Source organism: Hyphobacterium sp., assembly GCF_043584775.1.
Classification (GTDB): domain Bacteria; phylum Pseudomonadota; class Alphaproteobacteria; order Caulobacterales; family Maricaulaceae; genus Hyphobacterium.
Window position 1 is genome coordinate 538,023 of record NZ_CP121327.1, and the last position, 20,748, is coordinate 558,770.

Annotated in this window: 17 protein-coding genes and 1 tRNA gene; 10 read left to right on the top strand and 8 right to left on the bottom strand. The window is 53.3% G+C overall.

Going from position 1 to position 20,748, the window contains the following annotated elements; translation table 11 throughout:
• Positions 1–6 precede the first annotated feature (6 nt).
• Positions 7–1,866, top strand: coding sequence for an ABC transporter ATP-binding protein (locus P0D52_RS02555; protein ID WP_394693879.1), 1,860 nt, complete (start codon positions 7–9; stop codon positions 1,864–1,866).
• Positions 1,867–1,942: 76 nt separating this feature from the next.
• Positions 1,943–2,019 (top strand) — tRNA-Arg (locus P0D52_RS02560).
• A 14-nt stretch (positions 2,020–2,033) separates the two neighbouring features.
• Here the strand turns inward: P0D52_RS02560 and P0D52_RS02565 are convergent.
• Together P0D52_RS02565 and P0D52_RS02570 are read right to left on the bottom strand one after the other, a co-directional pair.
• Positions 2,034–3,107, bottom strand: coding sequence for a tyrosine-type recombinase/integrase (locus P0D52_RS02565; RefSeq protein ID WP_394693880.1), 1,074 nt, complete (start codon positions 3,105–3,107; stop codon positions 2,034–2,036).
• Positions 3,104–3,385, bottom strand: coding sequence for a hypothetical protein (locus P0D52_RS02570; protein WP_394693881.1), 282 nt, complete (start codon positions 3,383–3,385; stop codon positions 3,104–3,106). The genes P0D52_RS02565 and P0D52_RS02570 overlap by 4 nt, the downstream gene beginning before the upstream one ends.
• Before the next feature lie 278 nt (positions 3,386–3,663).
• Here P0D52_RS02570 and P0D52_RS02575 point away from each other — a divergent pair, with 278 nt between their 5' ends.
• Positions 3,664–4,518 (top strand): hypothetical protein, encoded by an 855-nt coding sequence (locus P0D52_RS02575; protein WP_394693882.1) that lies wholly within the window; start codon positions 3,664–3,666, stop codon positions 4,516–4,518.
• Positions 4,519–5,431: 913 nt separating this feature from the next.
• Entirely contained in the window at positions 5,432–5,785 is a 354-nt protein-coding gene (locus P0D52_RS02580) for a hypothetical protein (RefSeq protein WP_394693883.1), read from the top strand.
• Positions 5,786–5,788: 3 nt separating this feature from the next.
• Here P0D52_RS02580 and P0D52_RS02585 read toward each other — a convergent pair whose 3' ends face one another.
• Positions 5,789–6,880: a hypothetical protein gene (locus tag P0D52_RS02585; RefSeq protein ID WP_394693884.1), complete on the bottom strand. Its 1,092-nt coding sequence runs from the start codon at positions 6,878–6,880 to the stop codon at positions 5,789–5,791.
• 137 nt (positions 6,881–7,017) lie between these two features.
• On the opposite strand from P0D52_RS02585, the gene P0D52_RS02590 reads away from it, so the two are divergent.
• The 6 genes from P0D52_RS02590 to P0D52_RS02615 all read left to right on the top strand — a co-directional run bounded on the left by P0D52_RS02590 (position 7,018) and on the right by P0D52_RS02615 (position 11,202).
• Entirely contained in the window at positions 7,018–7,224 is a 207-nt protein-coding gene (locus P0D52_RS02590) for a helix-turn-helix transcriptional regulator (protein ID WP_394693885.1), read from the top strand.
• A gap of 141 nt (positions 7,225–7,365) precedes the next feature.
• Complete coding sequence (locus P0D52_RS02595) at positions 7,366–7,737, top strand: hypothetical protein (RefSeq protein ID WP_394693886.1); 372 nt, start codon at positions 7,366–7,368, stop codon at positions 7,735–7,737.
• 88 nt (positions 7,738–7,825) lie between these two features.
• Positions 7,826–8,266: a hypothetical protein gene (locus tag P0D52_RS02600; RefSeq protein ID WP_394693887.1), complete on the top strand. Its 441-nt coding sequence runs from the start codon at positions 7,826–7,828 to the stop codon at positions 8,264–8,266.
• Positions 8,259–8,762 (top strand): hypothetical protein, encoded by a 504-nt coding sequence (locus P0D52_RS02605; protein WP_394693888.1) that lies wholly within the window; start codon positions 8,259–8,261, stop codon positions 8,760–8,762. Before P0D52_RS02600 ends, P0D52_RS02605 begins: the two co-directional genes overlap by 8 nt.
• 673 nt (positions 8,763–9,435) lie before the next feature.
• Positions 9,436–9,870: a hypothetical protein gene (locus P0D52_RS02610; RefSeq protein WP_394693889.1), complete on the top strand. Its 435-nt coding sequence runs from the start codon at positions 9,436–9,438 to the stop codon at positions 9,868–9,870.
• 154 nt (positions 9,871–10,024) lie between these two features.
• Positions 10,025–11,202, top strand: a protein-coding gene (locus tag P0D52_RS02615; protein WP_394692203.1) for an IS3 family transposase whose coding sequence is annotated in 2 segments (ribosomal slippage) — positions 10,025–10,277 and positions 10,277–11,202 — 1,179 coding nt in all. Because the reading frame shifts where the segments join, the coding sequence is not laid out codon by codon here.
• Positions 11,203–11,357: 155 nt separating this feature from the next.
• On the opposite strand, the gene P0D52_RS02620 is transcribed toward P0D52_RS02615, so the two are convergent.
• From P0D52_RS02620 to P0D52_RS02640, 5 genes are all read right to left on the bottom strand, one after another.
• Entirely contained in the window at positions 11,358–14,675 is a 3,318-nt protein-coding gene (locus P0D52_RS02620; protein WP_394693890.1) for a S8 family peptidase, read from the bottom strand.
• A 341-nt stretch (positions 14,676–15,016) separates the two neighbouring features.
• Positions 15,017–15,967: a hypothetical protein gene (locus P0D52_RS02625; RefSeq protein WP_394693891.1), complete on the bottom strand. Its 951-nt coding sequence runs from the start codon at positions 15,965–15,967 to the stop codon at positions 15,017–15,019.
• Positions 15,968–16,000: 33 nt separating this feature from the next.
• A complete protein-coding gene (locus P0D52_RS02630) occupies positions 16,001–17,938 on the bottom strand; it encodes a peptidoglycan DD-metalloendopeptidase family protein (RefSeq protein ID WP_394693892.1) in 1,938 nt (645 codons plus the stop codon).
• A gap of 128 nt (positions 17,939–18,066) precedes the next feature.
• The gene (locus tag P0D52_RS02635) at positions 18,067–18,780 is read right to left on the bottom strand and encodes a LytR/AlgR family response regulator transcription factor (protein ID WP_394693893.1); all 714 of its coding nucleotides are present in this window, start codon (positions 18,778–18,780) and stop codon (positions 18,067–18,069) included.
• Positions 18,777–20,546 (bottom strand): histidine kinase, encoded by a 1,770-nt coding sequence (locus tag P0D52_RS02640; RefSeq protein WP_394693894.1) that lies wholly within the window; start codon positions 20,544–20,546, stop codon positions 18,777–18,779. Before P0D52_RS02640 ends, P0D52_RS02635 begins: the two co-directional genes overlap by 4 nt.
• Between the last annotated feature and the right edge of the window lie 202 nt (positions 20,547–20,748).

A 20,748-nucleotide genomic window follows, 5' to 3' on the forward strand; every position in this document is an offset into this window, starting at 1 on the left:
CCCGTCATGGCCGAGCCGGAGAGCCCATTCAGCGACATCGAAGCCCCCGGCTTCCGGCAGTCGCTGGGCTTTGCCGGGCGGACGCTGGCACTGGTCTGGCAGACCGCGCCGCGCCTGACGCTGGTGATTGCGGTTACAACGGCAATGCTGGCGCTGGTGCCGGCGCTCGCCGCCTATATCGCCAAGCTGATCGTCGATACGGTGCTGGCAGCGATCGATAGCCAGGCCGCTGCGGACCGCCAGCAAGCGCTGATCTGGGTGGCGGCCGAGGCGGGCGTGCTTGGCGCAGGCATGGCACTGCGGCGCATTCTGGTGCATCTCAAACGCCTGCTGCACGCCGAGCTGGGCTTTGCGGTAAGCACAAAAATCTTCGACAAGACCAGCCGGTTTGATCTGGAAACCATTGAACGTCCGGATGTGCAGCAACAAATCCTGCTGGCGCGCCAGCATGCCAGTGCGCGGCCCTATAATCTCGCCAATCGCGTGATTGAGAGTGGCCAGCATACGCTGACGCTGGTGTCGCTGGCCGTGGTGCTCTGGACCTTCTCGCCGCTGGCGGTCGCAATCATTCTCTTTGGCGGTGTGCCGCTATTCCTGGCCGAATTGCGCTTTTCCGGTACGGCGTTCCGGTTCTACACAGGCCGCACGCCGGAAATGCGCCAACGCAATTATCTCGAAGGCCTGATGACAAGTGACAGCGCGGCGGTCGAGCGTCTGCATTCGGATTCCAGCCCGGCGATTCGCGACCGCTATGCCGGCCTGTTCCGCTGGCTCTTTGGTGAGGATATGCGGCTGCAAGCCCGGCGCACGACATTCGGCGTGATCCTGCTGCTGGTCAGTTCAGCTTTCTTTCTGGGTGGCAAGGCCTGGGTGGTGTGGGCGACGGTGATGGGCGCGATCTCGCTGGGTCAGATGACGATGTATGCCGCCGTCCTCAAACAGGGTCAGAATACGGTCACCACGCTGCTCGCGACGCTGGGCGGCGGATATGAGGATTTGCTCTATGTCTCTAATCTCTATGCGCTTCTGGGCCGGGAGAGCGGCGTTGCGCGCGGCGGGGCCCGATCGGGGCCCGAGGCGGGAAGGGGCTATGAGCTGACCGATGTCAGCTATCATTATCCCAATGGCAACAAGGCGGCCCTGACAGAGGTGACGCTTTCCATTCCGGCGGGACAGAAGCTGGGCATTGTCGGGGCCAATGGCTCGGGCAAATCCACCCTGGTCAAACTCCTGACCGGGCTTTACCTGCCGCAATCGGGGCAGGTCACGCTCGATGGTCTTGATACCCGCAACTGGGATCCGGCCGCCCTGTTTGCGCGCACCTCGGCCGTCTTCCAGCCCTCCCAGCGCTACAGCCTGACGGCGGGCGAGAATATCGCCATGGGCGAGGGGCTGCGCAATGAGGACCGCGAAAGCTGGACGACAGCCGCCGAGGCCGGGCTCGCAGCGCCGGTTCTGGCCGATCTGCCGGACGGGCTCGACACAAAACTCTCGCGGCAATTTCTCGACGGGCGGGAATTGTCCGGTGGCCAGTGGCAGAGGCTGGCGCTGGCGCGGGCCATGCTGCGCGACAAGGCCGATATTCTCATTCTCGACGAACCGACCGCGGCGCTCGATCCGGCTGCCGAGGCCGCATTCGTCCGCGGATTGCGGGAGAAGGCGGGCACGCTCATCGTCATCAGCCACCGGCTCTCCACCCTGCGCTGGTGTGACCGGATAGTGGTGTTGGAGAAGGGCCGCATCGTTCAATCGGGTACGCCGGCAGCACTATCAGAAGCCCCCGGCGCCTATCGCGAACTGTTCCGGGAACAGGCCGAATTCTATGGCGGAAAGAGCGCTGCGGCACCGCCTGCAAAAGACGTGTAACGCCTCTTGCTATTACAAAATCGCGCGGCTAGTTTCCGCGCCTTCCCGGGGGCTGGTGATCAGCTCTGACGGGTCCGCACCGGTAGCTCAGCTGGATAGAGCACCAGACTACGAATCTGGGGGTCGGGAGTTCGAATCTTCCCCGGTGCGCCATTACTTTCAATGATTTAACTGTCGTTCTCGTTTCGTTTTTCGACGCGGTTTACACCCCGGTTTACAGTTTCTGTTCGATCTTTGTTTTCCTCATATTGGTCAATCCACCCTTGGATGATGACATCACGGTGAACATATCGAGCGCGGATTTCCGCCACGCGGTTCGGTTTCCATCCAATGATGGCGGCGACCTCGTTGTCATTTAGACCGGCAAGGCAGAACTTTGTGGCAGCGGTGCCTCGCAAATCATGGAAATGTTTTCCTTCAATGCCAGATGCCGTCACTGCTCGGCCCCACATGGTCTTCAATCCATCTTCGGTCCACGGTCTGCCTTTCGTGTTGGTAACAATCGTTGTCGCGACCTTCGGAATTTCAGCGAGCAAGGATCGAATATCTTTTGTCATTGGGATGAAAACGTCGACGTCGTTCTTTGATGTTTTCCAGTCGAGGCTTTTTTGCTGAACCGCGGACCATGGAATTCTGACCAAATCCCCAGTTCGCATCCCGGTCAGTGATTCCAGCCGAATGGTCCACGCCAGTTGATCGGATGCTTGTTCGCAGACTTTCTCAATTTCGTCGTTGGTCCAAATCGTTGCAGATCGGTTCGAAACATGGAGTTTATCCATACCTCTGACGATGTTTCGGTCGAGGCGGGATTGATCAACAAGATATGTAAGAATAGCCGAAAGCACCGCGATCAGGTGATCCGCTTTTCGTGTTGTGTCCGCAAAACCATCTCGCCATTTATAGACAATCTGGCGAGTTCTACGATCGTTAAAATAGGAAAGCTTTGCGCTGCCAAACTTGCGTCGAATGATATCTATCAATGAACGATACTCGATCTTTGTTCTTGGTCTCAGCGAGTTGAATTTGGCGGAAGCCAGATAATCCGTAATTGCTTCGTCGAATGTTCCCTTTTCCGGTCTCGATTTCCGCCGATGAGCCTCGGCGAATTCAGAAACGAATGCCGCGGTGCCATAATCTGATGTCAGGCGCGGGCCCCCACGCCATGCATAGTAATAAGTTGTCAGCTTGCCCGAGGAGAGGCGCTTCCGGACACGGTGAAGGCCTTTGAACGGAGGTTTCATTCAACCTCCTCCGCGATTCTCTCTGCGAACCAGTCTTCGTATTCATCAGTTTGAACGTTCGGCTCGGGATGCAGCCGCAGCTCGAAACCACCCTCCGGGTCAAACCATAACGCATGGGGTGTTATCCCGGTCTCAGCCAAGTCTTTCAGGCGTGCTTTCAATCGCACAGACTCCGACGGCTTCCGCTTCCGCTTCTGGTTGGCATTCGGTTTTGCATCGGCCTCATCAGTTAATGACAGGTTGGCCGCGTTCAAGATTTCGATTTTGATTTTATTCAACTAATCCTCGTGGCCATCAGCGCTGATGCTGCAGCCACAGTTCATTATATTACATAAAAACCAACCTCTGCAGTGCGGGAATAAATAAAAAACATTAAAAACTCAGTCTGGAATTCAGGTAAACCTACCTATAATAGGACATTCCAGCCCGCTTTCGTAAAAAATACTGGATACCGCTCCTGACGCACCTAAAATGCTCATGTCTGTGTAAATAATCGTAGGGCGACATGCGAATCTCATCGGCATTTGTCCTACGGTATACACAAAGGACATGAAGCATGCAGATGGACGTCATCGATAAACGCACGAGGTTGGAAAAGGCGCTGCGAGCCTTACCCCGAGAGATTGAGTTCATAGGGCTCGCCGCAATTCGGTCGAAGCTGGGCGGTGTGAATGATCCTGTGATTCAGAATCTCATGCATCATCATGGAATGCCGTTACCTGAAGAGCGAACGCAGATCAGCCATGGCCAGATCATCCGGTCATATGTCTGGGACAAGCATGAATGGGACAGCTGGTTTGTGAATAACCGGAATTGGACTTCAGCAATGAAGGCCGGCGGTTGGACCGGAAACATCAAAGCAACAACTACCCATACAAAACCAAGTTATCGCTGGACCACGCGAAGCTGGATTCATCGTGAAGCCTATAAACGCGGTCGTGTGCTGACCCACGAAATAACCATCGGTTTCAAGGAGCGGGGCAATCCATTCCATCAGTCAGAATGGTTGTCTCGGAAAAATGAAGAAGAGCGGCCAATAGTCAAAGCTCTGGCCAAGAAGCTGGCGACAAGAGCTTGGCGGCAATACGCAAATGTCGCCTATGCGCCGAAAGACATGTTCTTTTTCTGTATTTATCCAGAGAACCACACAAAGCATGGCAGCGAATGCCGATGGCATTTCCATGCGGAATTGTTCCTCTCTGAGTATGAAGGTCAGCTGCTGCAGATCGCCATGCCACAAATAAAGGCGAAACTAGAAGCGTATCTGGATAAATACGCTGACGGTCGAAAGGTCGACGTCAAAATGCAACCCGTTGATTTCGGGTATGCAGGCTATGCCCAGAAGGATGCATTCCACAATCTCGATTTGATTGAATGCAACTTTCTGGAATTGGCTTCTGACCAAGTTTGATTGTCAGCGTGACCGTGGATTCGGGAACCGATGAAGCGTGATTGATGATCAGACTGGTGTAACTGGGCGTGTAATGGGGAGGCACGATCCAGTGTATAATCATGCCTGAAATTATGAAGACCGCTGTTCGCAATCGTATCGATGAGTTTAAAAGAGCAGTTGCAGATGATGGCTGAACAACTGTTCCCACGGCCATGCATTGATCAAAGAACAGGTATCATCTTCACAGCCATTGCTATGTTTTGACGCATCATCTTGCCCACTACGATCATCGTCAGCGGTCCAAATATAATCCCCGGCACAATGTCATATCATCCATACAGAGGATCACTCTTTGAACCACACGCGTCACTGATCAGCCTGATGCGATCAGCCGTGGCGGTCAAAGAATGATCTCGATGTTTGACATTGTGAAGAGTCAGAACCACCGGGCAATTCGGCTTTGAAGGTGGTTTTGAAATGAGTGATCGCCACAGATGATCTGAATTGGCGTTTACAGGGCTGTGTGAGGCTTGGCATCACGCGTTCTTACATCAACCGGCCCTTCTTCATCATCTGGAACAAGACGGCTCTCTGTGGGAGTTTATGGCGTTTTTATTGGATGGCGACCAAATCAGTCGATGTAATGACTTCATTCTATATTGATGGAATGAAGATTGATTGTTCTTCAATTCATCTGATCTGTCACATATATGGGTCGCCCTCACATGGGGGTGCAACTTGTCCCAATCATCTGAAACCATCCTTCAATTACGCGTCAGCGAGAGCCTGAAGCGCCGAATTGCCGTGAAGGCATTCGAAAATGAACAGACACTTCGGTGCTTTGTTTTGTCTGCATTGAAGGACGCCGGTGTTGAAGTTGATGACTGTGATCTGATGGACCGCCGCAAGAACAGGTCGGGAGGTTCAACTGATGGGTAATTCTACAAAGATTATTGGCTCCAAATTGATGGTGGTCATTTCAATGGTTGGAGCACTTGGAGCTCTTTCTGCCTGCGATGTTTCTCCTCGGGCCAATGCCAGTTGGGACTGTAAAACGGAAATACGGGATCGAATGCGAAATCCAAGTGACGTTCAAATTCATTATCTGGAAGGTGAAGAGGTCAGCACCAATACATTTCTGAACCGATATCGCGTTCGTGGCGAAAATGCCTTTGGTGCACAGACAGAAGAAATCTGGATGTGTCGGTGGGAACAAACCTATCAGGGCGATGGAGGATGGTCTGATTATCGCTATCGCATACGGGTCTGGCGAACCAGCCGCTGATCATTATCCCACTGACCGAATTTGATCGATCTGATCGAGGCGGTCATGCAGCTTTTCTGTGGCCTTGTTGGAATCCAATTCATGACCAGCAATGGCGAGGCGGTGCATGCGATTATCAATTGAACGGAAGACTTCCACCGGATCGATATCGCCAAAATCAAAGCCATAATCTTTCAAAACGGATGTGATTTCCGTGATGGTTTCATCGGACGGCGCCTTGTTTTGCGGCAGGTTGATCTCGTCAATAATGTAACGATTTCCGATCCGGGGCTCATAGCAAATGATCGCCGTTTCTTTCCCATGAAAAATCAAGAAACCGCACATTCCCGACAAACATTCAAAGACGTAATTATTCACACAAACCTTGTATTTACGGGAAGTCTGAATGAGCTCGTGGACGTGTCTGATTGTCTGGAAGCGATCATCAGCGATATCCAATACGCCGGAAAATTCACGGAAACCTTCAAAGAAATATTGGCTCGCCTTGCGCCAGAAGGAGGGTCGGTCCTTCTGCGACTTCAGGGATGAAACGATGCGCTTTTTCTCGTGATCACCGCGATGATTAAACAGGCGGTGGAGAAGTGTTGCCTCCCCCTCAGTGAGGAGAAATTGGACAATTTTTTGGTCACGAAATTCGGCCGGCAGATGGGCAATCTTGCGGACCAGTGCCGGTGTCACCTGATCAGCATGCGCCATCAGTTTCAGTGCCCGGTCACAATCAAGAAGCGGCGTGAACAAGCGATATTCTTCACGCGTCCAAAGCGGCAGCGTGAGCTTCTTCAATACGTATACATTGTCGGCGGTGAACCGCGGTGACCCGACAAATGCCGCATCACGCCAATCACGGTGATGATTAAAGACCACCCGGACATTGTTATTTGAGGAAATCGGGTTTGCCAGAACGAGTCCGGCGACATGCATCCACATGGATGAGCGATCGACAAAGTCAGAATGTGGAAACGGAAACAGTTCAGCCAGATGATCCGCCCAAGGCCCCGCCAATTGATCAAGGGCATGGCTAATACGCGGTTTGATCTGAATGTGCTGAACTGGGGAATGAGAATTGATGCGGGATGTGTGGGAGGTGTCGGTCATAAGCGCCTTTCATTACCGACGCCCTCTCATAAGCATTCATTCTGGCGATTATATGGCCAAGACCGATCTTTGACACACAGTTTCGGACAATCGCCGTAAATACATCTGTGGAGGTAATGCAGATGCTATTTTATTCAATGAGCGAACTTGTTGAGATCACGAAACTCAGTGAGGCCACCATCAGGCGCAAGGTTCGCGATGGTTCATTCCCAGCACCATTCAAAATCACCGCTCGAAGAACGGTGTGGAAGCCTGAAGATGTCAGACAATGGGCTGATCAGGTCACGAAAAAAGCCGATAAAACTGATGACAAATCGACCAGCTGGTTATCCCGTTTTGCCTGATTAGGCGCCAGCTGATGCACGGAGGGTCAGTCTCATCAGGGGCTGGCCCTTTCTTGTGTGGAGGTGATTACTCCATACCGCTCATGATCGATGCACACCACTTTTGAGCATTTCGCATAAGTATTTCAAAAGGAATATGTTATGCGTTTATTCAACACAGCAAATATACTCAAAATGATCATCCCTGATACGTTTGAGCTCTTCTTGTTCAAACTCGAATGTCATTTGTTTTTTAACCTCGGCAACATCAAAGCACGAGGCGATCGGTATCTCTACAAAGGTCTGGCTGTTATCGAACTCAAAGGTGATGCGTATCTAATTGAGATTGATCTGTTCAGTCCTCTCATAAAAACCGATGAAGAAACTGATGAAGAGACGCTAACTGTCGAGTTGAGAAATACGCTCTTTGTTGTGCCGGGCGCCAACTGTGCTGAACAGTTGCGGATCATCAACGATCACGTCCGCCGCGTGAATGAATTTCACATATTATTTCGTTCTAATACAATCGGTTAAGCTGCCATGACACTTGGTTTTGTATAACGCTCTAAGCCAATGTCATATGATCCTATTACGGCCACAGGCGGTCGTAAAAGGAGAAGATATGTCTTTCTTTGAAATAAAGAAACAAACGCTCTGGTTGGTTGAGGATCAACTTCGCCGGGGTGTCTCTATTCGCGTTCATTTGCACAATGTTCGCGAACATGATTGGGGGTATTCGCTGAATAATCGTCCAATCGTTCAATACACAACTCTTCTATCAGGCAACGGGATGGTAATCGAATTGATCGATCCCAACCCCCAATTTGAAGAGTGTGGTGAACCCCTTCAAACCATCTGGATGATCGATCTCACAGCAGATGAGTTTGATCTGATCGATGTGATTGAAGCCATTAGCGATCATCTTATTGATCATCAAACCCGGTTCGTTGACCCTTGCGGTTGCCATCCGGACGAACGCTGTGTCGACTGTCACCTGCGGCCAGAGCCGTGCTCAAATCAGTATCTGGCGAATTCTACAAAGAAGGAGCTGGATCATGTTTGATGTGAAGGGATCGATTCAACAACCAGCGGACGATGTCGGAAACGATTTGTCCGGAGTGTCGTCACATACCGAGTATCAGGTGAAGATGCCGGCTCGTGGCAAACCGCTTCCACGTCGGATTTATGAGTTGGTCTGTGACGATCTGGACGCGATGGGTCTGGAGTCGGTGATCAATCACTATAGCCGCTCCCGGCAGTTCTATAGCGATGATGTCGATTTCTGCGTCGTGCAAGAGAACGAATACAGGCACTGTCAGATCGTGTTCTCAGATCACTATATCGAAGAGATGGCCAATCATATCGATGGTGGGGTGATGTCTGCAATAAACCTTTGCAACCGCCGGCAATGGCGAATTGTGAAGCCGCAGTTGCGGTACATAAGCAAGGCTCTCGTCGGCATCGACGATTATCGTTTGTCCATCAAAGCCGCAGAGAACATCTGTGAAGCTGATCCGGCTGACATTGATGAAATGATGCCTGAGGAATACCTCGTTTAACGGGCAATCGATCCGATCGATGCATGACCAAGAAACCCGAGCCGAACAAACACGCTCGGGTTTTCTTCTGAAAAAATTCAGTCGGAACCAGTAACGAAGAAAACAAATCAACATTTGATGAATACATAGATTTCAAATAAAACATAGAATTTAGGGAAGTTTCGAAATAGAACAAATATAAACAAGACAATGTAGAACAAAATATAGAAAAAACCGAAATGAACCCCCTTTTGTATTGACAGCATTATTATAGACGGATATAAACGCCGAGCGACAAAGGGGAGAGAACATTAATTAACTCTGTCGTATGAGTAAATGTAATGAAGAAAGTAAAATACTATTCACAGAATGAAGTTTTGCAGCGTGGATGGACGAAATCAATGATCGGCAAAATTCTTGGTTTGCCTGATCTTTTCAAACAAAGCCCAATGTATAAGGCGGCGCCGCCGATGCGTCTCTTCTTGAAGGCAAGGGTTCATTCGGCTGAGGGGCAACCGGACTATATCGAGATGCGCCAGAAAGCCGACAGACGCCGGAAGCACAGTGTAGGCATATCTGCGTTTAAACTCCCCTGTCGCGTCATCCAACATTGCGCCATCCCCGATCGGGAAGCCGTTTGTTCAGATGCTCGACAAACTACGGTGCTTTCGATGAGATTGCGGAGGGCCGCGTGATGTCGGACCATGAAATGAGATCGAAAACGCAGCAGTTCATCGTCGAGCGCTACTCGCTGCAATCGCTTCGCCAGAATACGTATAATGCGGAATTGATGCAGTCTCTGCCTAATCATGATTGGGGGGAGTGCGTTCATATGCTGACGATCATCAGCGAGAACGGTATTCCATGGTGTGCGAAATGCGGGGCAGAGCCGGTTTTCATTGAGTTCAGCCGCTATGTCGCCAAGGGGGTTCGTGAATTCTACGATATCGGCGACATCAACTCTGTTTTTCTCTGCACAATGGAAGAAGGGCCGGACTTCGTGACATGCGAATGCGATAAACTTGTCTGGCAAGATCAGGCGCTGGCTCAAGAGCTATTGGCTGATGACCTTGCTGAAGCGAAACAACAGCTGCAGCACGAATTGGCCGGAGCTTCTCTGACCGATTGAGTTCTCTTGGCGGTATATCAGATTGAAAGATGCCCGAGCCGAACTAACACGCTCGGGTTTTCTTCTGTGCTCATGATTTGCCGGCTAACATTATGACCCAGCCCCCTGAATTCCGGCCACGGGATGGTAGAGTCCATCGAGAAGAGGATGGACGATGCGCAAGAGCCGTTATTCGGAAGAACAGATTATCGGGATGCTCCGCGAGCACGAAGCGGGTGTCACGACGAAGGAGCTATGCCGCAAGTACGGCATCTCGGACGCGACCTTTTACAAGTACAAGGCCAAGTTCGGCGGCATGACGGTGTCGGATGCTCAGCGTCTACGGACGCTGGAAGCAGAGAATGCCAAGCTGAAGCGGTTACTGGCCGAGCAGATGCTGGACAATGCGGCGCTGAAGGATCTCGCCTCAAAAAACTTCTAACGCCCGATGTGAAGCGGCGGGCCGCGCGTCACCTGGTGGAGGCGCACGGGCTGAGCGAGCGTCGGGCGTGCCGGTTGGTCCGGCTGGACCGCTCGACCTTCCAGTATCGCAAGCGCGATGCGGGCGATGAGCGTCTACGTGAGCGGTTGCGCGACCTGGCTGGCGAACGTCGCCGCTTCGGCTATCGCCGTCTGGGCATTCTTCTGGCCCGGGAGGGGCTGAATGCGAACCACAAGAAGCTTTACCGTATCTACCGCGAGGAAGGTCTGGCGGTACGCCGACGCCGGGGCCGCAAGCGGGCCACGGGAACGCGCCGTCCCATGCTGCTGCCGAGCGGCGCCAACCAGCGCTGGAGCCTGGACTTCGTGGCGGATGCGCTTACCGACGGGCGTCGCTTCCGCACCCTGTGCGTGGTGGACGACTTCACCCGTGAAGCACTGGCGATCACGGTCGACACCTCGCTCTCGGGCGTGCGCGTGGGCCGGGAACTGGACCGGATCATCGCCCGGCGCGGCAAGCCGGCCATGATCGTCTCGGACAATGGCACGGAGCTGACAAGCCACGCCATCCTACGCTGGCAGAAAGAGCGCGGTGTCGAATGGCATTACATCGCCCCGGGAAAGCCCCAGCAGAATGGCTTCGTGGAGAGCTTCAATGGCCGCCTGCGGGACGAGTGCCTGAACGAGCACCTGTTCTCGTCACTCTCCGAAGCGCGAACCCTGATCGAGGCTTGGCGGATCGACTACAATACCTGCCGGCCCCACACCTCGCTGGGAGGGCTGGCCCCGGTCATCTACGCCCAGCAAACCCGCAAACACCGGCCCGGTTCGCCTGAGCTACGCATGGGCTCCGCTCACCGGGCCTTGAACCTTGAACCAAAACCAGAAAGAAAGGCGAACAGACTCTACTAACGATCAGCCCGGATCAGGGGGCTGGGTCAAGGTAAACCAATAGACCAAGCCCTTGTGACGCTTCTTCGGCTAATCATATTCCGGCTTCACTGAAATTGAATTACGCCTTTTGAAGCCGATGCTTCATAGGGTCAGTATCCAGTGAAGCTGTCTTCTCACTGAGAAGTTACAGCGACACTTGTTGCTCCGCGCACGGCCGAGAGGTTTCGGCCGTCCAAAAATTCCAATTGCACTCGATTATGTGCCGGAGCCAATCGTATGTCAGCCTCGTTGAATCGAACGAAGACGGTGTAAGTTCGCACGTCGCCATTCAAAAAGTCAGACAAGACATATTCTGATCGCGATGTCAGACATTGGCCGTTCGCTGGATTCGTCTCACAAACTTCCAAAGCCACGATATCATTGGAAGTCGTAATAGAAGGTGACACTCGGACTTGGCTCAAACTACCAATATTGATGGCTGCTACCGAGAATGCACCAACCCCATTGGGAGACCGCCTGACTACCCCGTCTCCGGTCGCTGTCAGAGCGATTGAAATAATATCTGAAACCGGTTCGTCTTCTACAGAAAGTGCCAAGCTGGAAACGCTGGACGATCGTCCATCGTACCAATATTGATCGCACCTAAACATAGGCCCTACGACCGCATTTCCAACTTCGGGCAATGAAGCTGCAAAAGCAAAACTTTGAGCGCCACCTGACGCAATATCAACCGGTTCGTTTTCTTCCCCGACGGCGACGTTCGTCGCAGGATCAGTCTGCCAGAAAGAAAAAGTGCCTTGAAAGTTGGCCGGTGGAAGCAGGCGGCAATTTCGAGCATCAGAATTTGATCCGGGATTTATGATCGTAGCAAATGCGGTGGCCTGTTCACCAAGATAAATTGACCGCGTGCTTGGCAAAACCGCCGCTCTTAGACTTGTTATTGGGAGTGATTGCCTGCGCCAAGCGAGGTCTGTTTCAAATTCCTCGGATGATCCGGTCGAATAATACGTGGCAATGTAGTACGTCGTCCCAGCCTCGGCATGGATAGTTCCACCAAAATAGGGCTCGTCGAGGACACCATAGTCAATGACCATTGTTTCTTGGGTCGGCGTCATCGACGTAAACGCATAGACCGGAGCATCCATGTTCACTGTATAGAAAACGTAAGATTCTGTTTGCGGTGCCGTCCATCGATACCAAACCGGACTATGTGCAGAATTAAAAAAGTCTTCTTCGACTTCGCTTCGCGTAGCTCCCCAAGGGCTTACTCGAACTATCCCGGTTTCGCCTTCCAGTTCAATCGCATTGGAAATCTCATCGTTGGCTGGTGGCGATGTTGGAATGAAGCGATAGCGAAACTCGCCGCTGCCACCTGATGACGACTGCGGGTTCATAATTGCAATTCGATAAGGCGTTTCTTCCGTCGCCTGAAATTCTACGGGCTCGCCAAAAGTCGAAGCCTCGTTCTCGACACTACTTCCAATCAATGTGAGGCCATCAATGGCATTTCCGGAATAAACCGCGACAACAGCCCCTCTCTCACCTGATGCCGCAATGGAAAACGTGCCAGTGACATCGGGCTGATAGATCCACCAAAGCGACCGACCAGCTCCTTGCGTTCCATGCTCGGGTTCGCCGGGTTCGAAGGTCGCCAAGCTGTTGCGAAAAGAAAGAATGCCGGCTCGACCTTGGAACGTTATTGGATGGTCGAAGTCATCATTTACCGGTTCTGGATCAGTAAACCGGCCGACAACCGATATCGGTATTTCCGATCCGCTACCGCTTTGGCCGACCCATATTGCGCCGCGATATACACCGGGTGACAGCCCCCTATCTAAGATCGTTGGGTCGAGTTGAATTGTTTGTCCCGGCTCAAGAACTGCCTCGATACTTGGTGCATCCAATATATTCGTTGGAGGAGATGCCCTGTCGCCCGTCTGTTGTTGAAAAGCCAGCCACGAAACCGAAGAGCGAACACGCCACTCGATAGTATCAGAGCCAATATTCTCGATTGAAATTGGTACTTCTAGCGAAGAATTCGAGAACAATCGCTGCTCGAATGTAATTGGTTGAAGCGTATTCACACGAAGATCGCCAATTCGACCGCCGCTTGTCGTATCGAGATTGGTCGCTGCCAAATCACCACGCACTGTTGGTGGTATCCTGCTGTGGAAAGCGCCATCCCCCGAAACAACGCCTGCTAATGTGGACTCGATCTGATCTAAACTGGCGGATGGAAACGCTGCCCGTAATACTGCCAACAACCCACTGACGTGAGGCGCAGCCATTGAAGTACCACTACTTGTCGCAGTTTGGGTCTCGGTGTTGTTTGCAGACTGCGGAAAAGCAGCCGTGATACTGACCCCCGGAGCCGACAAATCTACCAGATGGCTTTGATTGGCAAAAGAAGCATCGGTTGTTACCGCTACTGCCTCGGAAACGCATGCCGGTGCTGAAACAGCATCTGAAAACCCATCATTTCCAGCAGAAACTACGACAAAGACGCCGGCGTCTCGCAACATCTCAATGATATGTGTGCGAGGGTCTGCCGGGCAATCGCTTTCAAAACGGCCAGACCCAAGGCTCATATTGATCACAGAAAGTGAAAACGCGTCGCGGTTTTCGAATAGCCATTCCAATGCAGCGATCTGATCGCTCTGATAGCTCAACACACATGGTTGAGCCGAACCACAGTTGTCGCGCCCGTTAAATCGCGAGAACACCTGCACCGGGATCACACCTGCATCGGCGGCGACTCCAATCAGCATGATCTCGTTATTTGAAGGATCAGGTATCTCAGCGCCGGCTGCTATCGAAGCAACGTGGGTGCCGTGTGCACATCCTCTTGCACCATTTGCTGACACCGAAAGCGGGGAAGAACAGTTTCTACCCGCATCGGGTGACGTCGCGTCCTCGTTCAAATCATTCGGGCAAAGCGTCTCCGAAACGCCTTCATCTTCTGTCGAGAAACAGGCAGACGAAACCACCCTTCCAGCCAACATTGGGTGATCGACATCAATGCCAGTATCTAAGATCGCAATCGATGTTCCTTGTCCTCTCATGCCAAGCGCGTGCAATCGATCTGCGCCGATTGAAGGAATGCTACGATCAAGCATTGGCCGGTCTAACCTATCCGGAAATACAGAAATAACTCCAAGGTCTTGGCGCAGTTGACTGGCCTCTGTCGCGTTCAATTCAACGACTATAGCGGGCGTGTAATCGAACTCGCGAACTAGCCGTGGCAGATCGACCGCTGGGGGTTCATTTTCCGAAATTTGACTTTCAAGTTGGATCACCCTCTCCCAGACACGTTGGCTCGTTTGTCGAACGATTTCTTGCCGCTCCTCGACGGCTAGCTCATCAAGGCTGCTTGGCACTGAAAATTGCACGATCATGCGGGTTCGCTGTTCCTCATGGGATTGAGCAGAAACCGTCGCAAAAGCCCCATGGAAATTCGCAATCACAAAAAGGGCCGCAAATATTCTTATCATCAGTTTCCCTTCACACACGCAAAGATAGGTTGCCCTAGCCGTCTATGCCCTTCAATCCGCCAATCGCTGGAACTAGTTTGCCGAACAATATGCCACGTTGAAATCGTGGTTGAAATTCCCATTTGTCAACAACCACAGCGATGGAGACAAGCCAAAAGCGACGGCGGAAACTGGATATACATCATCACAACGAGGCTGATAATCTCCGGTGACGATTGGTAATATCTAAATGGGCCTGTTCATCCCGCTGATTTTGGCGGGTGAACCTATAACTCATGGTTTAATCTGACACGCCCCACGCATTCGCTTAGGTCTAACTGCACCGAAAAATCGAGAGGCAACTATCTGAGGTTTGGCGACAGCCACCGCACGGTATTTACAAACAGATTCGCATTATCGTTTTCAGGGCCGGTTATCGTGACAAAGACCTGATCTCCGGAGTCGAATTCAAATATGAAGTCTCGAAACAATCCTTGGTCAGTCGCAATTACGACCCGCCCGGCACCGTAGTTGAAGGCTATCATGCCGGCATAAAAATCTGACGTTTCTGATATCTGCCCTGTTGCATCATAATTAATCGATCCCGCTGGAAAGCCTAGCACGACGTCCTCTGCTTCGCGGAAAACGCCGGCGCCGCAATGAAGATCAACACGCGACACCGGAAGTCCATCCTGCAGAAGCGGGTGATCTGTGTTCAGCGTATGGTCCTGCGATGAAAGGCCGAAATAGTGCGAACAATGTCCGTTCACCGGATCGGTAAAGCTCGGATAGCTGTCCGAATAAATGTAGCCATCGCGAAACCTGACCGAAAACGCCTCCAGTAGGGGCAGGGCACCACTGCCATTTGGAAAATGGCTGAGGCTCAGAAAAAGCCCCCCGCCGCCGTCCACCCAGCGAACAACAGAGTCAATTTCCCCGGCGGCCAGAGGCGAGCGCCAGAACGTGCCGCCATTTGGAAGCTGGACCTCCTCATTCGGAAGCCCGTGTATGAACAGAACATCTGATTCAGCCAAACGTTCTGCGGAAATGGCCTGATCAAGATAGGCAGTCTGAAATCCATCCGCGGCGAGAATTTCGAGCAAGGTCGAGGTTCCGGAAGCAATCCCATCAATCCTGTAGATTGTATCGTGATAGCGATCGATCAGGACAGTTGTGTTGTGTCCATTGTCCAAAGCAGGAAATTCCGGCTGATAATCCACATCCACGGTGGCTTCGACCATTATGCGCCGCACGTCAGCGTAGTTCCCGTCCGACTCCTGTAAAGCCGCCAGTATGATAAACAATGCCAGCATCACGACTCTCCATTTCTTCTAAAAGGCTTTGGGTCAGTTGGCAGCTGTGCGCACTGCAATGCTGGTCGATCCTCGCGAAACGCTGGCGTTATCCCTTACTTCTACGAATATCCGCCGTGTGGCTGGACTGAAGCTGATCGGACTGGCGGCAGCCGCAAAGATCGCAAAGCTGGCGGTTTCATTGGTCGCAAAGGACCGCTGCACCGAAGCTGCACGAGGAGTGAGACACTGACCTGATGCCGGATTGGTTTCACAGATCGTCAGCGTCACGTTTGAAGCGTCTAGACCGGCAATCCGAGGCCTGACGGTCAACGTGCCAGCGCTGCCGACATTTGCAGTGGCCACCGCAAATGCGCCGGGCCGGTTGGTGCCATTCAGCGTGAGTATGCCATTCTGATCCGGCGTGATTGCAATCGCGATCATGTCGGGCTGATCCGCAGCCTCGAAGGACAGACGTAGAGAATTGACGCCGACAATTACCGGGGCGGCATCGCTATTCGCGCAATCGTATCGAAGAGTCAGGTCCAGTGATTCCCCGACGGATCCGGTTGCAGGTTGAGCGGCGATCACAAAGGATCGTGACGTGCCCGATGGCAGGTCAAACAGGGCATTGGTCGTACCGGTGACTTCATTGGTTGCCGAGTTGGTCTCGTTATATTCAAAACCGCCATCAAAGGGCTGAGCGGTTCGAATAGAGCAGCCAAGCGCATCCTGGGCACCGGCATTAAGCACCGTTGCGAAGGCCGTGGCAGGGGTTCCGGAGCGAACGGACCGGCTGGCCGGGAGGACAGATGCGCGCACTCTCACATCCCCGGTCACGTTTTCATTGCCGACAAGAAACATGCGTTCCAGCGTCCGGTCAGCGAACCTTGCGCTGAAACGCCAGCGTCCTGTCGGGGCATTGGCCGGCAGTTGGGCGCCAGCATACCAGTAGGAAAAGGGTTGAAACCCTGTAAGCGTCGTGCCCAGCGTCCAGTTCTGGAAGCTGGAGCCATCGGGCCGGAAAACCTCAAGCTCAACCAGTTCGCCCGGGCGCTGATTGCGCAGATAGACTGCCCAGTAGGCTTGCTGCCCCGGCTGGAAGCGATCGGCAAAGTTCGGCTGGTCGGCGACGCAGGCCGATGCGAAGGACGAGACAACCGGCGGCAAGGCATGGGTGCGAATGGACAGGACGTCAGGGTCAAAATAGGCAGGTTGGTGGCGCCAAAGCGACGTGCCCCCTCCGCACGAACCGGCATTCGGATCAACGACCTGCCCGCCACCCGGATTATTGGCATCATAAATTTGCGTTTCAAAATGCAGATGCGGGGCGGTTGACGAGCCCGAGCTTCCGACGATACCGATAAAATCACCTTCCTCGATCCGGCTGCCAACTTCTGCGCTGGTCAGCGATCCGGACTTCAGATGCCGATAGACGCCGACCAGGCCATCATCGTGCAGGATGACAACGAGGTTATCCTGGCTGCTATTGGTGCGGCACTGGCGGTCGAAATTGCCATCGATCTTGAAAAGGATCACGCCGGGAGCGGCAGCGACAACCTCGGCATCGCGTTGATCCATCCTGTCCCACCAGAAGGGCGCAGCAAGATAGTCGATGCCGTTATGGCCGTCATAGGTGCGTGCGCCACAATTATAATCGCGCGTGACCCCGCCGACAGTATTGAGATCGACAAAATTGACGGTGGCATGGATCTGCGCGTCCTCAGCACCTGCGGACGCCCTCAGCGGGAAGCCCAGAGGCACGGCGTTGTCCCGCGTAAAGGCGGCGGCGGTGGTCTCTGCCTGCTCCTGCAAGCCCAGTTCCGAAATCGCGCGATTGATTTCCGGACCGAGGGCCGCATCGTCATATGCCGGGTGCAGGCGCGCATTCATAATCAGTGGGCCACCACCCATGGTCATATCCTGGGCGGCAAGGGCTGTTGAAAAGGCAAGGCAGCCAAATGCGCACGTCATTGAAAGAATTTTTTTCATTTGATTCTCCATACCGCGGGCGCGGCGTATCTGCGGTTCAGGTGGAGAAGTGCCCGCGCCGGCGATTAACTTCAAACAACACTTCGCGAAGTGCTCAAAGCGGGCGTCGGGGTCTCAAAAATACGAAGTTAGGCGATAATTTTACGCAAAACCGGCGCTTGCAGCCGGCTGACGGGAACACTGCTTCCGCCATCGAGATCGATCAGATAGCGGCTGCCGGGTGCCGATCTGAACGCGGCAATCCGGTCCAGATTCACGATATGGGATTTATGGACGCGCATGAATCGATCTGGCAGGCGCTGCTCGAACGCGCCTAGCGCCTTGTCGTGGAACAGGGTTTCGCCATCCACCATTGTGATCTGGCTGTATTTGTCATCGGCAGAAATGGAGAGGATATCCTCGACCCGATAGGTGCGAACTTTTCCGGCGACCCGGAAAGAGACGTATTTGAGGGCAGTCTGACCCGGTGGCAATGTCAGTGCCAAGCGGTCGATGGCGGTCGACAGGCGCTGTTTGCTGAAAGGCTTTGGCACGAAATCCACCACCCCGAATTCGAAAGCCTCAATGGCCCGATCAGTATTCGCCGAAACCACGATCGTTTGCGCGGCATAACTGGAAAGGTGGCGGATCAGGTCAAATCCATCTTCGCCCTTGAGGTTGAGGTCGAGAAAAATGACGTCCGCGGTATGTGTATCCAGCCAGCCCAGCGCTGCGACAGTATCGGTAGCAAATTCAATCTGGCAGCCGGGCGGCAGGATTTCCTCGCACATGCGTCCGAGGCGCTGCGCAATCAGCGGTTCGTCCTCGATGATCAGGACAGATGATATATCGGATGGGGTCATGAGTGCGCCTCGATGTGAATGCGCGTTACCCAGTTATTTCCTTCCGGGCCCGCCTTCATGGACCACTGGCTCCCGAACGCTTCGTTAAGCCGGGAGTTTATGTATCGCGTTCCTGTCCCGCTCGAGACATCAGTGTGGCTGGTGCGCTTTCCCATCGGTGCGGTGAAAACATACGCCGTCCCCTTATCGTCACAAGACTGAGCCAGATGAAAGGCAATTTCGGGTCCATCATAGCTGTTATGTGTCAGCGCATTGTCGAGAAGGGTGTGAATCACGCCGGGTGGCAACTTTGCCTGCATGTCCGAGATGTCAACCAGTACCCGGAGGTCCTTTCCCATACGCCGTGACATCAACCCGGCATGAGCGCGGCAAAGGTCGACTTCTCGATCCAGCGTGACCAGGGTCTGGTCTGCCATCCGGGCGAATTGGCGGAATTCTGTGGCCAGATCCTCGATGAAACCGACCGCTTCGTCGGGACGGGTCTCGTAAAGTTCCATCACCGTTGTCAGCGAATTCATGATGAAATGCGGTTGAATGTGACGGCTGAGCACTTCGACCTGAAGGCGGCTGGCCTTGGCGGATAGCCGGGCCATCCGGATTTCCTGATACACCAGATCAAAAACCAGCTCGGCAGAAAGCAGAATGGCTATCGCTACCAGGAAGAGGGAGAGATTCTGCCGGTCCAGGAAAATAGCGATCAGACAAATCCCAAATGCACCGAAAATCACCACGGCATTGCGTCGAGCCGCTCTCATCATGGTCATACCCATAACCATGCCCAAAAGACAGAGCGCCGCGAAAGCGATCAGGTCGGCATCGGCTGCGACCACTTGACCCGCAAACAGGCTTGCCAAGAGTCCGGCGCCTGCAAGAACCGGCCACAGATAAAGTCTTCGAAACTCGAACCGCAGCGCCACGAAAAGTGGAAGCCCCAGATATAGCATCACGGCAGGCAAGGCTGCCAAGCGCTCCAGCCAGTAGGTGTACGAATAGTTGAAAGCGAAAGCCTGTGTGGACAGCTCAAGCGTGATGATCGCCAGCGCTGCAGCGGACAGCCCTGCCGCAAGCAGAAAACGACCGCGATCCGCGGGACGAATAGTGGCGATATAAACAAATAGCACTATCAGTAACAGAGACAGACCTGCTGCGGCACCGGCCAATGCGCTTCGGTGGCGTTCACCTCGGATTAGCGTTCCGGCATCAGCAAAATCTACCGTAAGGAAAAACGCCTGACCCGGTGCCCGGTTCATGGATGAGGCCCGTATCGCTAGAATGTGAGAACCAGCCGTCATGAAAGCCGGCGGCAGGCCAAAAACCGCCCGCGCGAACCCGGGCGTTTCATCCTGCGTAGTTTCTCCGACCTGTCCGGACTGGCCGATCATACGCCCGTCCCAGAAAATCTGGTAAGCCGCATGGGATTCGAGGACGATGACCGGATCATGAAACTGACTGTATCCCGGGGGTAATTCAATTGTCTGGCGTATCCAAAATATTCCCTCGGGCGTCTCGCTCATGGTGTCCATGGGCTGCCAATTTCCTGACTCAATTACTACATCCGCCCAGAGCGGATTATCGCCCATGCGAAAACTCGGTCCATCTTGAGCCAAAGCGGGACTCGCTGCCAAAAAGCAGACACACATGCAGAGCAGCCGAACCGGCAAAGATACGCAACGCCGTTTCGTCCATTGGTTTAACCAGGATTTCGACTCTGCGAACAGTTGTCCGGCCCCCACAACCAAAGTCGATCCAGAATTATAGCAAAGCATAGGCCTGTCCAAACCTTCCGGCGCAAAACGCTCATGTTCAGCGCAAAACCCTTGTTTCTCCTGGGTACCAGACTACAGACCCAAAACTGCACAATTTGATTAGATGGCAGATTTGAAATTCAGACCGTCAAACCGTTCCGAGCGCTGCGAATTAGTTGCACGCATTGGCCAATCTCGGCATGAATAGTATCCGCAACAGTCA

Coding starts and splice junctions, on each gene's coding strand:
- P0D52_RS02595 (WP_394693886.1), top strand. CDS start 7,366: ATGCGTTTATTCAACACAGCAAATATACTCAAAATGATCATCCCTGAT.
- P0D52_RS02585 (WP_394693884.1), bottom strand. CDS start 6,880: ATGACCGACACCTCCCACACATCCCGCATCAATTCTCATTCCCCAGTT.
- P0D52_RS02620 (WP_394693890.1), bottom strand. CDS start 14,675: ATGATAAGAATATTTGCGGCCCTTTTTGTGATTGCGAATTTCCATGGG.
- P0D52_RS02600 (WP_394693887.1), top strand. CDS start 7,826: ATGTCTTTCTTTGAAATAAAGAAACAAACGCTCTGGTTGGTTGAGGAT.
- P0D52_RS02565 (WP_394693880.1), bottom strand. CDS start 3,107: ATGAAACCTCCGTTCAAAGGCCTTCACCGTGTCCGGAAGCGCCTCTCC.
- P0D52_RS02610 (WP_394693889.1), top strand. CDS start 9,436: ATGTCGGACCATGAAATGAGATCGAAAACGCAGCAGTTCATCGTCGAG.
- P0D52_RS02625 (WP_394693891.1), bottom strand. CDS start 15,967: ATGCTGGCATTGTTTATCATACTGGCGGCTTTACAGGAGTCGGACGGG.
- P0D52_RS02630 (WP_394693892.1), bottom strand. CDS start 17,938: ATGAAAAAAATTCTTTCAATGACGTGCGCATTTGGCTGCCTTGCCTTT.
- P0D52_RS02640 (WP_394693894.1), bottom strand. CDS start 20,546: ATGCTTTGCTATAATTCTGGATCGACTTTGGTTGTGGGGGCCGGACAA.
- P0D52_RS02580 (WP_394693883.1), top strand. CDS start 5,432: ATGGGTAATTCTACAAAGATTATTGGCTCCAAATTGATGGTGGTCATT.
- P0D52_RS02575 (WP_394693882.1), top strand. CDS start 3,664: ATGCAGATGGACGTCATCGATAAACGCACGAGGTTGGAAAAGGCGCTG.
- P0D52_RS02635 (WP_394693893.1), bottom strand. CDS start 18,780: ATGACCCCATCCGATATATCATCTGTCCTGATCATCGAGGACGAACCG.
- P0D52_RS02590 (WP_394693885.1), top strand. CDS start 7,018: ATGAGCGAACTTGTTGAGATCACGAAACTCAGTGAGGCCACCATCAGG.
- P0D52_RS02605 (WP_394693888.1), top strand. CDS start 8,259: ATGTTTGATGTGAAGGGATCGATTCAACAACCAGCGGACGATGTCGGA.
- P0D52_RS02555 (WP_394693879.1), top strand. CDS start 7: ATGGCCGAGCCGGAGAGCCCATTCAGCGACATCGAAGCCCCCGGCTTC.